We start from the raw sequence: 13328 nt of genomic DNA, 5'->3' as shown, positions 1-13328 counted from the left end.
CAGGGCCGGCGCCCACGGCACGCGGCCGCGCTCGCGGCCGGGCGCCCAGCCCCAGCGGTGGCCCAGCAGCACCCAGCGGCCGTAGTGCGAGGGCGCATAGCCCCACGGCGCATTGTCGACCCAGGTCCAGCCCCACGGCGCGATCCACGTCCAGCGCCCGTCGCTGTACGGTGCCCAGCCGGCAGGCACCGTGCTGGGCAGCCACAGGGGACCGTATTCCGCGTTGTCCTGCCAGGCGCCGTAGCGGTCCAGCTCTTCATAGCCTGTCGTATCGTCCGTGACATAGCGCAAGGCCGGCGCGGCGGCGGGCAAGGCTTCGGGCCAGTTGTCGAAGGAGACTCTCTGTGCGGCGCCCGTGCGCAATTCCTCGTCCGTCAGCTCGGCGCGCTTGCCCGCGCGCAAGGTCACGCTGCCCGTCGCGCCATCCACGTCGGCCGCGCCGTCGAGCACGCTGACGACGCTGGTGCCGGGCTGGCGCCCAGCGTCGATGCGCACCCAGCCCGGCTGGGTCAGAATCACACGCGCCTGGGCCGTGGTCAGCTCGAAGCCGCGCAGCGCGTCCGGGTTGCGCACGCGCACGCTGACCGTGCCATAGCTGAGGTGCAGCCTGAAACTGTCGTCGTCGAGCTCGCTCACTTCCAGCTCGGAATCGCCATCGAGCCGCACGGCGGCGGCGCCCACGCGAAACTCCGCCAGCGCGCCGCGCATGGTACTGAGGCGGTTATCCGTCGTGACGGGCCAGTTCACGAGGGCGTTTTGCGCCTCGCCATCGCCGGCGCGCACCAGCACCGGCCCTTCAACGCTGGAAATGCGCCCCACGCGGGCGGGCGGGTCCTGCGCCAGGGCGAAGGCGCACGCCGACGACAGCAGCACGGCGCACACGGTGTTCAGCAGGGGGGAAGAGAGGATAGGACGCATGGCAGCGCTCCAGGCAGGACTACAAGGAAGACATACTGCCGATTACATCCGCATCGTGCCGGCATCGCAAGCGGGCTTACAAATGTTTGCATATTGACTTCGTTCAGGATGCCGCCTGGCTGCCCCGCTTGACGAAGAACAGGGCCGCGCCGACGGCCATCAGCAAGCCGCCAAAGAAGCGGTTCTGCTTTTTCACGGCCTTGGCATCGCGGAAAAAACGCTGCATCGACGAGGCGAGGAAGGCATAGCTATGCATGACGATCTGATCGATCGTGCACATGGTAACGGCCAGGATCAGCAGCTGCGGCAGCAGCGGCGCTGTCGGGCTGATAAATTGCGGCAACACCGCCACCATGAAAATGATGCCTTTCGGATTCGTCACATTGGTCAGAAAACCCGTCAGCACGCGCCGGCCCATGGAAGGCACCACGGCGTCGGCATGCAGGTCGCCCGCCACCGCCACCTTGGCGCGCCATTGCGACAGGCCCAGGTAGATCAGGTACAAGGCGCCCACCGTCTTGACGATATTGAACGCTACTTCGGAAGCGAGCAGGAGGGAGCCGACGCCGGCGCCCGCGATACCCAGCACCACCAGCAGCCCCAGTTGCAGGCCCAGAATCGTCGCGCTGGCCTTTCTGACCCCGTACGACAGGCCATGCGACATCGACAGCACGGCGCCCGAGCCGGGCGAGACGGCGATGATGGAAGCGGCGATGACAAAGGTGATCCAGGTGGCGAAAGGCATGCGGTGTCCAAAAAATGGTGACGATGAGCAATTTTAACCCGCTCAGTGCGGCCCTGCCGGCCCGCCCTGGGGTAAGATCGCAGTCGCACACTCCCTTGCCGTACAACCAAGAATAACATCATGAAAAACAACACTTTACTTGCTCCACAGTTTCCTGCCACCACCGTGGGAGCGCGCTGAGATGGCCGGCTCCAGCCTGCTGGCCCTGCTCGACGACATCGCCAGCATCCTCGATGACGTTTCCCTGATGACCAAGGTAGCCGCCAAGAAGACGGCCGGCGTGCTCGGCGACGACCTGGCCCTGAACGCGCAGCAAGTGGCCGGCGTGCGCGCCGAGCGCGAATTGCCCGTCGTCTGGGCCGTCGCCGTCGGTTCGCTGAAGAACAAGGCCATCCTCGTGCCCGCCGCGCTGGCCATCAGTGCGTTCGCGCCGTGGGCCATCACGCCGCTGCTGATGGTGGGCGGCGCCTACCTGTGCTTCGAGGGCTTCGAAAAGATCGCCCATAACTACCTGCACCCGGACGACAGCCACAAGGCCGAACTGGCTCAGGCGCTGCGCGATCCGCAGGCCGACCTCGTCGCGCTGGAAAAGGACAAGATCAAGGGCGCCATCCGCACCGATTTCATTTTGTCGGCGGAAATCATCGTCATCGCGCTGGGCACGGTGGCCGCGGCCACCTTCGCCGAGCAGGTGGCCGTCGTCGTCGGCATCGCCATCATCATGACGGTGGGCGTGTACGGCCTGGTGGCGGGCATCGTCAAGCTCGATGACGCGGGCTTTTATTTGTCCGCGCGCAAGGGTACGGGCGCGCTGATGGATGGCGTGCGCGGCGTTGGCCGCATGCTCGTGTCGGCGGCGCCGAAACTGATGAAATTTCTCTCCGTGGTCGGCACCCTGGCCATGTTCATGGTCGGCGGCGGCATCTTGACGCATGGCTGGCCGTGGGCCAGCGGCATGCTGCACCATGCGGAAGAAGCGGTCGGCGGCGTGGCCGGCATCGGTCCCGTGCTGGCCGCCGTCACGCCCAGCCTGATCAACGCGGTGGCCGGCGTCATCGCCGGCGGCCTGGTGCTGGCCGGCGTCACCGCCGTGTCGGCTTTGTTGCGCATGATCAAGTCGGGCAAATAAACTTTCTGGTCTGATGGGGCGGCAGGCGCATCCGTGCCTGCCGCCACGGCCATGCCGGCGGCGCCGTCCGTCCATGGAGACCCTATGCAGACTTCCCCCATCCAACGTCCCAGCAGCGCCTTCATCGGCGCCTCCTGGGCGGCGTTGCTGATCGGCATCATCACCTACCTGTCCGGTCTGTGGAACGCCAGCATGGCGCTCAACGAGAAAGGCTATTACTTCACCATCCTCATGTACGGTCTGTTCGCCGCCATCTCGCTGCAAAAATCCGTGCGCGACCGCAGCGAAGGCATCGCCGTGACGGGCATCTATTTCGGCCTGTGCTGGATTTCCGTGCTGCTGGCCTTGCTGTTATTGACGCTGGGCCTGTGGAACGCCACCCTGCAAAATAGCGAGAAAGGGTTTTATGCGATGGCATTCCTGCTGAGTTTGTTTGCTGCCGTGGCCGTGCAAAAGAATGTGCGCGACGTAACGCGCGCGGAGCTGGCCAGTTCCGGGGCCAGCTCTGCCGAAGCGCCGGGAACTTAAATACCGGTGGCGCATCTATCCCTGTATCGATGTCGGGAGGGGAAGATGAGCGACCAGCAGAAACGTTTGCAGATGGCCCTGGAGGCGGCGCATATGGCGATCTGGGATTCGCGCATCGTCGACGGCCAGGTGATCGACGGCACGGTCAGCTGGTCGGCCAAGGGCGCCACCTTGCTGGGCCTGGAAGAGCGCGCGCTGACGCAGCCATTTCGCAGCTTCCTCGACTGCGTGCACGCCGGCGACCGCGACAAGGTGCTCGGCGTGCTGCAGGACGGCGTGCGCCGGCGCTGCGGCTACGCCCTGCAATACCGCGTCATCTGGCCCGACGCGAGCGAACACTGGCTGGCGGCCAAGGCGCATATCTTCATGGATGCAGCCGGGCAACCGGAACGCACCCTGGGCATCATCTGGGATATCACCGAACACATGGCGCGCGAGCTGATGATCGCCGAGCACAAGGAACTGGCCGAAGTGACGCTCAGTTCCATCGGCGATGGCGTCATCACCACCGATCCGCAGGGCAAGACGCGCTACCTGAACCGCGTGGCCGAGAAATTAACGGGCTGGAACAACGACATGGCGCAGGGCCTGGACATCGCCGTGACCATGCCGCTGGCCGATGAACGCACGGGCGAAGCGCGCGAGCACGTGGCCATGCGCTGCCTGCAACAGCGCATGGCCATCGGCACTTCTCCCCGCTCGCAGCTGATCACGCGCGACGGCCGGCGCATCGCCATCGAAGAGTCGGCCGCGCCCATCTGGTCGCGCGACGGCGACATCCTCGGCGCCGTCGTCGTCTTCCGCGACGTCAGCCACGAACGCAAGCTGAGCCAGGAACTGTCGTGGCAAGCCTCGCACGACACCCTGACGGGCCTGATCAACCGGCGCGAATTCGAACACCTGGTGGCCAAGGCGCTGCACACGGCCAAGCAGGACGGCCACGTGCATGCGCTGCTGTACCTGGACCTGGACCAGTTCAAGGTCATCAACGACACCTGCGGCCACGGCGCCGGCGACGTGCTGCTGCAACTGCTGGCGAAAATGCTGCAGGGACAAATGCGCGACAGCGACATTCTGGCGCGCCTCGGTGGCGACGAACTGGGCGTGCTGCTGCCGCACTGTCCGCTCGACCACGCGCGCCAGATCGGCGAGCAGCTGCGCCAGTCCATCCGCGATTTCCGCTTCGCCTGGGATAGCCGCAGCTTCGAACTGGGCGTAAGCATCGGCATCGTGGAAATCAGCCAGGACAGCAAGTCCATGAGCGAGCTGCTGAGCGCCGCCGACCAGGCTTGCTACCTGGCCAAGGAGCAGGGCCGCAACCGCATCCATGTCTACCAGGAATCGGACGTCATGCTGGCGCAGCGGCATGGTGAAATGCTGTGGATTTCGCGCCTGAACGAGGCGTTCGCACACGATTATTTCCGCCTGTACGCCATGCCCATCGTGCACCTGCACGACAGCGAGGAATACCACGACGAAGTGCTGATCCGCATCCGCAACAGCAAGGGCGACCTGATCTTGCCCGGCGCCTTCATCCCCGCCGCCGAGCGCTACGACATGATGCTGCCCATCGACCGCTGGGTCATCCGCGCCGTCTGCGCGCATATCGAGAGCGTGCGCGACAGCCTGCCGCCGCTCGAAGCGATGGCGGAAAGCCGCCGCCGCGCACCGGCCCTGTATTCCGTCAACCTGTCGGGTATGTCGCTGGCCGACACGGCCTTGCACGACTACATCACCGAGCAGTTCGTGCAGTTCGCGGTTGCGCCCGAACAGATCTGCTTTGAAATCACGGAAACGGCCGTCATCGCCAACCTGCCCAAGGCGCAAATGTTCATGCGCCAGCTCAAGGCCATGGGCTGCCGCTTCTCGCTCGACGACTTCGGCAGCGGCTTTTCCTCGTTCGGCTACCTGAAGGCCCTGCCCGTCGACTATTTGAAGATCGACGGCGTCTTCGTGCGCGACATCGCCAGCAACGCCATCAACCGCGCCATGGTCAAGGCCATCAATGAAGTGGGCCACGTGATGGGCCTGCAAACGGTGGCCGAATACGTGGAAGACGAAGCCACCCTGGCCGTCATCCGCGAGCTGGGCATCGACTATGCGCAAGGCTACGCCGTGGGCAGCCTGCGGCCGCTGACGGCGGGCGTGGACTAGCGGCCAGACTTCAGAGCTCGCAGGCCGGCGCCGCCGCCACGCACTGCGCATCGGGAAACGCGCGCACGCGGTAGCGCACCGGGTAGCAATCGATTTGCTCCATCAGGCCGCCGCCGATGGCTTGCGCATCGTCCCAGGCCAGCAGCTTGCTGCCGCTGCGCTCGCCATGCTCGTCGTTCAGCTCCAGCGCCACGACATCGGTGCGCGGCAGCAAGGTATGCACGGCGCGGGCCCAGCTGCTCACGGAAACGACGCGCTCGCCCGACTGCCGTTCGATCAGCATGCAGCTGGCGACGAAGACGTCTTCGCCCGTGCTCGTGTTGAGTTGCTCCCACTCTTCCTTCTGCTGGTTGTAGAGATCGGCGCGCACGATCGTCTGGAAACGCCGCAGCGCCGTGGCGACAGCCGCATCGGCCGGCTCGCAGGCAACGATTTTCCCTTCCCGCACGCCATACAGGGCGGTCGAGACATGCCGCCCCTCGTCGCGCGCCAGCTGGTCGGCCAGGGCCACCATGGCCAGCTGTCCCGCCGCATTGTGCGACGACGCCAGCAGAAAGCGCCCGCGCGTGGGCACCATCACCAGCGGTTCGCCGCCCTCGCAGGCGCGGAACAGCAAGTCCGGCAGCAGCAAGCGCGAAGAATCATAGGCATCGTTCCAGTCGCCCAGCAGCAAGCCGTTGCCCAACGTTACGAAGCTGTGCGCCGTGCGGTCGCGCAAATTGTCCAAGGCCGCCGCCAGCGCCTGTTCGAACGTCACGCCCCACTGCGCCAGCGTAGCCTGGCCGATGGTGGCCATATTCGCTTCCGTATCGTAGGCCAGCATGACGACCGCATCCTCGCTGAAGTCCTGGCAGGCAGTGGCAAATGCCGGACGCTGCGGCTCGGTCTGCGCCAGCAGGCGCAGATAGTCGCCCTGCCGGCGGCTGCGCAGCACGGGCATCAGGCTGGCGCGGGCGTCGGCAAAGCTGGACGGCATGCCCGGAGCCGAGTAGATGTTCAGGTAGTGCTGCACGACGTGTGCCCGCTGCTTGCGCGGCGCGGCGCAATAGTCGCGGTAGGCATTGTCCAGATTGAAAACATGCCCGTCATCGCTGCCCGACACGATGCGAAACTGTTCCCGTTCATAGCGGCTGTCGGATGCCAGGCCATCTTGGCCGATCTGCCGCAGGACGATCTGCGCAAAGGCATCGCGCGAGGGAGGGCTGCGGAAAAAATCGAATAAACCCATGGGTCTCCCGTATCCAAAGAACGCCGACCAGGCAAATAGTGCCAATTGGCAAAATAAATAGCCAATTTGGCACTATAAACCAAAAACCGCCATGACGAAACAGCTGCTCGCTTGAGGGGCACGGTAAATTACCGAAGCCAATATTGAGGATTTTGATCTACATCAATAAAAATGCGTAGTCGACTCCTTACACTGATCTCCATTCTTGCAATCGTGCAAGTCTTACTCACCAATTGCTCATTTAACCGATCAGGAAGCCGCGACCATGCGACAAAATTTGCCAGTGACTAACCGTGAAGTCCTCGTCCAGGACGACCAGGCCATCGTGTCGAAAACGGATATGAACGGCAATATCGTGTACGTGAATCCGTACTTCAGCCAGGTTAGCGGCTTCAGCGAGGCAGAGCTGCTCGGTTCGCCCCAGAATATCGTGCGCCACCCGGACATGCCGTCCGAGGCGTTTGCCGACCTGTGGGCCTCGATCCAGGCCGGCACGCCGTGGACGGGCCTGGTCAAGAACCGCTGCAAGAACGGCGATTTTTACTGGGTGCGCGCCAACGTCACGCCCATCCGCGAAGCGGGCAAGACCACCGGCTACATGTCGGTGCGCGTCAAGGCTGACAAGGAGCAGGTCAAGGCGGCCGAGGAAGCCTACGCGGCCATCCGCAACAAGGAAGGCGGCAACATCGTCATCAAGCACGGGCAGATTGTGCGCCCGGGCCTGGCCCACCTGCTGCACAACCTGACGCACATGTCGCTCAACCTGCGCATCTGGGCCGCCACCTCCATCGTCAACTGCCTGCAGTTGCTGGTGTGCATCATCAGCCTGTTCGCCAGCGGCGGCAAGATCACCAATTACGCCATCTTCGGCGCCACCCTGTTCGGTTTCCTGATCAACGTCTTCCTCTGGTACACCTTGCGCATGTCCGTGCTCAAGCCGCTGGGCAAGGCCCTGAACGGCGCGCGGGCGATCGCCGCCGGCGACCTGTCAGGCAGTTTTGAAACGGACAGCACCGATGAAATGGGACAATTGCTGCGCGCGCTGCAGCAGATGAACAGCAACCTGATCGCCACCATCCGCGACGTGCGCATCAACGTGGAAACCATGGCCGTGGCCACCAGGCAGATCGCCGTCGGCAATATGGACTTGTCGGGCCGCACGGAATCGCAGGCGGCCAGCCTGGAAGAGACGGCCTCGAGCATCGAGGAATTCTCGTCGACCGTGAAACAGAACGCGGACAACTCGGTGCAGGCCAATGAACTGGCCGTGGCCGCCTCGAAAGTGGCGGTGCAGGGCGGCGAGATCGTTTCCGAAGTGATCACCACCATGGACGACATCAGCACCTCGTCGAAAAAGATCGTCGACATCATCGGCCTGATCGAAGGCATCGCCTTCCAGACCAACATCCTGGCGCTGAACGCGGCCGTGGAAGCGGCGCGCGCCGGCGAACAGGGCAGGGGCTTCGCCGTGGTGGCGGGCGAAGTGCGCAACCTGGCGCAGCGCTCGTCCGTGGCGGCCAAGGATATCAAGCAACTGATTGAAATTTCCGTCGGCAAGGTGGGCGCCGGCATGCTGCAGGTGAACCGCGCCGGCGCCACCATGGAGCAGGTAGTCAGCTCCGTCAAGCAGGTGACGGCCATCATGCAGGAAATTTCCATCGCTTCGCGCGAACAGAGCATCGGCGTCGACCAGGTCAACCAGGCCATCGCCCACATGGACCAGGTGACGCAGCAGAACGCGGCCCTGGTGGAAGAAGCCGCCGCGGCCGCCACGCGCCTGGCGGAAGAAGCAGCCAGCCTGTCGCAAGCCGTGAGCCTGTTCAATTTCGGCAAGATGCCGCCACCGCGCCGCGTCGCCATGCCTGGCGGCAAATCGGGCGCCGCGGGCGCAGCGAACGCCGGCAAACCCGCCATGAAACGCCTGGCCGCCTAAACCTTTCAAGACATCAAAACACATCATGCCTACACTCCTCAGCAGTGCTTCCGCCGAACTCGATGCGGTCGTCGAATTCGACCCGGTCATCATCGGCAAAATGAGCCAGTCCGGCCCCCGCTACACGTCCTACCCGACCGCCGACCGTTTTAGCGCCGACTTCGGCTACGGCAACTTTCTCGAAGCGCTGGCCGCGCTGCGCATGCGCGGCGGCCGCCGTCCCCTGTCGCTGTACGTGCACGTGCCGTTCTGCGACACCCTATGCTACTACTGCGCCTGCAACAAGATCATCACGAAAGACCGCAGCAAGGCCGCCACCTACCTCAGCTACCTGAAACAGGAAATCGCCATGCAGGGAAAGCTGTTTGCCGGCATGAACCAGATCGAACAATTGCACTTCGGCGGCGGCACGCCCACGTACCTGAGCGAAAAGCAGATGGACGAGCTGATGGCGCATTTGCGCCAGCATTTCGAGTTCGCTGCCGATGAAGACGGCGAATATTCGATCGAGATCGACCCGCGCACCGTCTCGCGCGAACGCGTGTTTTCGCTGCGCGCGCAAGGCTTTAATCGCATCAGCCTGGGCGTGCAGGATTTCGACGCCGACGTGCAAAAAGCCGTCAACCGCATCCAGCCGGAAGCGGAAACGGTGGCCATCATGCAGGCGGCGCGCGACGCCGGTTTCCGCTCGATCAGCATCGACCTGATCTACGGCCTGCCCAAGCAAAGCCTGGAGACGATGACGGAAACCCTGCGCAAGGTGATCAACGCCAGCCCCGACCGCATCGCCCTGTATCACTACGCGCACATGCCGCATTTGTTCAAGCCGCAGCGCCGCATCCTCGACGCCGACATGCCCGACAGCGCCACCAAGCTGGCCATGCTGGGCCTGTGCATCGCGCGCCTGACGGCCGCCGGCTACGTGTATATCGGCATGGACCATTTCGCCAAGCCCACGGACGACCTGGCCGTGGCGCAGCGCCAGGGCCGCTTGCACCGCAATTTCCAGGGCTATTCCACGCGCGCGGAAGCGGACCTGATCGCCTGCGGCGTGTCGGCCATCAGTTCCGTCGGCGCCGTCTACAGCCAGAACGAAAAGACCCTGGACGCCTACTATGAAAAGCTCGACGAAGGCGTGCTGCCGATCGCGCGCGGCATCAAGCTCGATACGGACGATTTATTACGCCGTATTATTATCCAGATGCTGATGTGCAATTTCGAATTGTCGATCGCCACCATCGAGCAGGCGCATCCCGTGAAATTCCGCAGCTACTTCGCCACGGAACTGGAAAAGCTGCGCGAACTGGCGCGTGACGGCTTGCTCGTCATCGAAGAAGACTGGCTGACCGTGACGCCGAAAGGGCGCTTGCTGATCCGCAATATCTGCATGGTTTTCGACCGCTACCTGACCCTGGCGCGCGCGAACGCGGCGCCGGACGCGGTGCAGCCGCTGCGCTACTCGAAAACGGTGTAACACCGCCCGATGAACGCCCTCAGCCTCGTGCCCATGTTCCTGGTCGGCCTGGCCGGCAGCGTGCACTGCATCGGCATGTGCGGCGGTATCGTGGGCGCCCTGTCGATCAGCGGCGGCGCACCGGCGCCGACGCGTCCCGTGATCGCCATCGCCGTGGCGCGCCCCGCGCTGCAGGCTAACGTGCTGCGCGTACTGGCCTACAACGGCGGGCGCATAGGCAGCTACATGCTGGCTGGCGCCCTGGCCGGCAGCCTGGCCGGCGCCGGCATGCTGCACCTGGCGTCGCTGCAAGTGGCCGGCTACTGGCTGGCCAACCTGATGCTGGTGGCTTTGGGCCTGTACCTGATGGATGCCTGGCGCGGCCTGGCCCGGCTGGAAGCGGCCGGCAACGTCGTCTGGCGCCGCGTGCGCCCCCTGCTGAAACCGCTGATGCCCATGGATACGCCATTCAAGGCGCTGGCCGTGGGCGGCCTGTGGGGCTGGGTGCCGTGCGGCATGGTCTACAGCGCGCTGCTGACGGCCATGATGCAAGGTTCGGCATTGCGCGGCGCGGCCACGATGGCCGCCTTCGGCCTGGGCACCCTGCCCACTTTGCTGAGCATGGGCTTGCTGGGCACGCGCTTGCGCATGCAGATGCAGCGCCGCCCCGTGCGCATCGCCAGCGGCTTGCTGGTGCTGGGCTTTGGCTTGCTGGGCCTGCTGCGCGCCGCGAATGGTGTCTCGCTGGGCTGGCTCGACGCCCTGTGCGTCACGGGCCATCCATGAAAAGACGCATGAAAACATACCTATGAATGCTGTTTTACAACCCTCCGCCTGCTTCCATTGCGGCTTGCCTGTGCCCAGCGGTTCCAGCTGGCTCGTCACCATCGACGACGTGCCGCGCGCCATGTGCTGCCCCGGCTGCGAAGCCGTGGCGCAAACCATCGTCGACATCGGCCAGAGCGCCTACTACCGCGACCGCGACGAATATGCCGTCAACGCGGCCGATGCGACCATGGTGCCGCCCGAGCTGCGCCTGTACAGCAATGACGACGCGCAATTCGCGCGCGACGCCAGCAGCTGCGAAGCAACGCTCTCTGTCGAGGGCATCCGCTGCGCCGCCTGCGTCTGGCTGATCGAGCGCCAGCTGACGCGTTTGCCCGGCGTGCAGGCGGCCAGCCTGAACGTCGCCACGGAACGCCTGTACGTGCGCTGGAGCCGCGCGCAGTGCGAACCGGGCGACATCCTGCAAGCCGTGCGGCAAGTCGGCTACACGGCCTATCCGTATGACGCCGTGCGCCATGGCGAACGCCTGCAGAAAGCCAGCAAGACGCTGGGCCGCCAATTGTTCGTCGCCGGCCTGTCGATGATGCAGGTGATGATGTACGTGGCACCCGCCTACCTGGCGGCCGAAGACGGCACCCTGGACAACAATATGGCCAGCCTGATGCGCTGGGCCAGCCTGCTCTTGACCCTGCCCGCCATCTGCTATTCGGCCCTGCCGTTTTTCCAGGGCGCCTGGGCCAGCCTGCGTGCGCGCACCCTGGGCATGGACGTGCCCGTGGCGCTGGGCATCCTGGCGGCCTTCTTCGGCAGTGTGGTGGCGACGTTTACGGGCCGCGGCGAGGTGTATTACGACTCGGCCACGATGTTCATTTTCCTGCTGCTGTGCAGCCGCTATTTCGAGCTGCAGGCGCGCCGCAAGGCTGCCTCGGCCCTCGAGCGCTTGCAGCATGCCTTGCCCGCGTCCGCCTCGCTGATGGCGGGCTTTCCAGACAACCGGGCCACCACCCTGGTGCCGGCGGGTTCCCTCGCCGTGGGCGACGTCATCCTGGTCAAACCGGGCGAGGCGATTGCCGCCGACAGCGTCATCATCGAAGGCACGAGCGCGCTCGATTTATCGCTGCTGACGGGCGAGAGCGCGGCGCAGCGCCGCAAACTGGGCGAGCGGGTGCCGGGCGGCGCCATCAATGCCAGCGCGGCACTGATCCTGCGCGTGCTGAAACCGGCGCGCGAAAGCACGCTGTCGGACCTGTTGAAACTGATCGAGCGGGCCGGCAGCGGCAAGCCGCAGATCGCCCAATGGGCCGATAAAGTGGCCGCCTGGTTCGTGCTGGGCCTGCTGCTGTTCGCCGTCGCCGTGTTCGCCTTCTGGAGCTGGCACGATGCGGCGCAGGCGTGGCCCGTGGCGATTGCCGTGCTGGTCGTGTCGTGCCCGTGCGCGCTGTCGCTCGCCACGCCGACGGCGCTGGCGGCCGCCACCGACAGCCTGCTGCGGCGCGGCGTGCTGATCGTCCAGCCGCACGTGCTGGAAACCCTGCACCGCGCCACCCACATCGTCTTCGACAAGACGGGCACATTGACCCTGGGCCGGCCCGTGCTGAAACAGATCGAGGGCCTGGACAGCATGACGGAAGACGACTGCCTGCAGGTGGCCGCCGCGCTGGAAGCGGGCAGCGCCCATCCGCTGGCGCAGGCGATCCTGGCAGCAGCGGGAGAAACGCCGCGCACGCATGCGGAAAACCTGCAGGAAGTGCAGGGCCAGGGCCTCGAGGGCATCGTCGACGGCGTGCGCTACCGCCTGGGCAATGCGGCCTTTGTCGCCGCCATCGCGGGTCCGCCGCTGGGCGACACGGCCGTCGGCATGCAGGGCATGACGCCGCTGTACCTGGGCACGCAGGGGCGCTGGCTGACGCGTTTCCTGCTCAGCGACGCGCTGCGCCCGGAAGCGCGCGACGTGGTCGCGTATTTCCACCAGCGCGGCAAGCAAGTCGTGCTGCTGAGTGGCGACCAGGAGGCGCTGACGCAAAGCGTGGCGGCCGAGCTGGGCATCGCCACGGCGTGCGGCGAATGCCTGCCCGATGAAAAGCTCGATTTCGTGCAGCAATTGCAGGCCACGGGCGCCGTCGTGGCCATGGTCGGCGACGGCATCAACGACGCCGCCGTCCTGAGCGGCGCCGACGTGTCCTTCGCCATGGGTTCCGGCGCCGCGCTGGCGCAGGCGCATGCGGACACGGTGCTGCTGTCGAGCCAATTGGTGTCCGTGCTCGACACGGCGAAAACGGCCGCGCGCAGCATGCGCATCATCCGCGAGAACCTGGGCTGGGCCACCCTGTACAATCTGACGGCCATCCCGGCCGCCGCGCTGGGCTTCTTGAACCCCTGGCTGTCCGGCGTCGGCATGGCTGCCAGCTCGGCGGTCGTCATCGCCAACGCCCTGCGTCTGCGGAAAGCCTGAAC

The 13328-nt window shown here is 65.2% G+C and carries 10 protein-coding genes; 7 read left to right on the top strand and 3 right to left on the bottom strand.

The annotated features are described in order from the left end of the window. Together CBW66_RS06730 and CBW66_RS06725 are read right to left on the bottom strand one after the other, a co-directional pair. Positions 1-918: FecR domain-containing protein (locus CBW66_RS06730; RefSeq protein WP_139843045.1), on the bottom strand; the 918-nt coding region annotated here is incomplete at its 3' end. 103 nt (positions 919-1021) lie between these two features. Then, positions 1022-1663 carry a LysE family transporter gene (locus CBW66_RS06725; RefSeq protein ID WP_086137423.1) on the bottom strand — a complete coding sequence of 214 codons (642 nt, stop codon included), beginning with the start codon at positions 1661-1663 and terminating at the stop codon, positions 1022-1024. A gap of 181 nt (positions 1664-1844) precedes the next feature. On the opposite strand from CBW66_RS06725, the gene CBW66_RS06720 reads away from it, so the two are divergent. The 3 genes from CBW66_RS06720 (at position 1845) to CBW66_RS06710 (ending at position 5474) form a co-directional block, all read left to right on the top strand. After that, positions 1845-2792 (top strand): DUF808 domain-containing protein, encoded by a 948-nt coding sequence (locus tag CBW66_RS06720; RefSeq protein WP_086137422.1) that lies wholly within the window; start codon positions 1845-1847, stop codon positions 2790-2792. Positions 2793-2876: 84 nt separating this feature from the next. After that, positions 2877-3320: an inner membrane protein YiaA gene (gene yiaA / locus CBW66_RS06715; protein ID WP_086137421.1), complete on the top strand. Its 444-nt coding sequence runs from the start codon at positions 2877-2879 to the stop codon at positions 3318-3320. A 45-nt stretch (positions 3321-3365) separates the two neighbouring features. Continuing rightward, on the top strand, positions 3366-5474 hold the full coding sequence (locus CBW66_RS06710) for an EAL domain-containing protein (protein ID WP_086137420.1): 2109 nt from the start codon (positions 3366-3368) through the stop codon (positions 5472-5474). Positions 5475-5484: 10 nt separating this feature from the next. Here the strand turns inward: CBW66_RS06710 and CBW66_RS06705 are convergent, their stop codons facing one another. Next, complete coding sequence (locus CBW66_RS06705) at positions 5485-6702, bottom strand: hypothetical protein (protein WP_086137419.1); 1218 nt, start codon at positions 6700-6702, stop codon at positions 5485-5487. Positions 6703-6967: 265 nt separating this feature from the next. On the opposite strand from CBW66_RS06705, the gene CBW66_RS06700 reads away from it, so the two are divergent. The 4 genes from CBW66_RS06700 to CBW66_RS06685 are packed head-to-tail and all read left to right on the top strand — an operon-like array spanning position 6968 to position 13326. Further along, entirely contained in the window at positions 6968-8635 is a 1668-nt protein-coding gene (locus CBW66_RS06700) for a PAS domain-containing methyl-accepting chemotaxis protein (RefSeq protein WP_086137418.1), read from the top strand. Between the two features lie 25 nt (positions 8636-8660). Then, positions 8661-10109 carry an oxygen-independent coproporphyrinogen III oxidase gene (gene hemN / locus CBW66_RS06695; protein WP_086137417.1) on the top strand — a complete coding sequence of 483 codons (1449 nt, stop codon included), beginning with the start codon at positions 8661-8663 and terminating at the stop codon, positions 10107-10109. A gap of 9 nt (positions 10110-10118) precedes the next feature. Beyond that, positions 10119-10874, top strand: coding sequence for a sulfite exporter TauE/SafE family protein (locus tag CBW66_RS06690; protein WP_086137416.1), 756 nt, complete (start codon positions 10119-10121; stop codon positions 10872-10874). Between the two features lie 22 nt (positions 10875-10896). Beyond that, complete coding sequence (locus CBW66_RS06685) at positions 10897-13326, top strand: heavy metal translocating P-type ATPase (RefSeq protein ID WP_086137415.1); 2430 nt, start codon at positions 10897-10899, stop codon at positions 13324-13326. Positions 13327-13328 lie beyond the last annotated feature (2 nt).

Origin of the sequence: Janthinobacterium sp. GW456P (genome assembly GCF_002127655.1) — a bacterium.
In the GTDB taxonomy this organism is placed as follows: Bacteria; Pseudomonadota; Gammaproteobacteria; order Burkholderiales; family Burkholderiaceae_D; genus Janthinobacterium.
This window is presented reverse-complemented; position numbering and strand designations above follow the sequence as displayed.

What these genes read in the sequence shown, in the direction of transcription:
- CBW66_RS06685 (WP_086137415.1), top strand. Translation starts at nt 10,897, where the DNA reads ATGAATGCTGTTTTACAACCCTCCGCCTGCTTCCATTGCGGCTTGCCT.
- hemN (WP_086137417.1), top strand. Translation starts at nt 8,661, where the DNA reads ATGCCTACACTCCTCAGCAGTGCTTCCGCCGAACTCGATGCGGTCGTC.
- CBW66_RS06720 (WP_086137422.1), top strand. Translation starts at nt 1,845, where the DNA reads ATGGCCGGCTCCAGCCTGCTGGCCCTGCTCGACGACATCGCCAGCATC.
- CBW66_RS06705 (WP_086137419.1), bottom strand. Translation starts at nt 6,702, where the DNA reads ATGGGTTTATTCGATTTTTTCCGCAGCCCTCCCTCGCGCGATGCCTTT.
- CBW66_RS06710 (WP_086137420.1), top strand. Translation starts at nt 3,366, where the DNA reads ATGAGCGACCAGCAGAAACGTTTGCAGATGGCCCTGGAGGCGGCGCAT.
- CBW66_RS06690 (WP_086137416.1), top strand. Translation starts at nt 10,119, where the DNA reads ATGAACGCCCTCAGCCTCGTGCCCATGTTCCTGGTCGGCCTGGCCGGC.
- yiaA (WP_086137421.1), top strand. Translation starts at nt 2,877, where the DNA reads ATGCAGACTTCCCCCATCCAACGTCCCAGCAGCGCCTTCATCGGCGCC.
- CBW66_RS06725 (WP_086137423.1), bottom strand. Translation starts at nt 1,663, where the DNA reads ATGCCTTTCGCCACCTGGATCACCTTTGTCATCGCCGCTTCCATCATC.
- CBW66_RS06700 (WP_086137418.1), top strand. Translation starts at nt 6,968, where the DNA reads ATGCGACAAAATTTGCCAGTGACTAACCGTGAAGTCCTCGTCCAGGAC.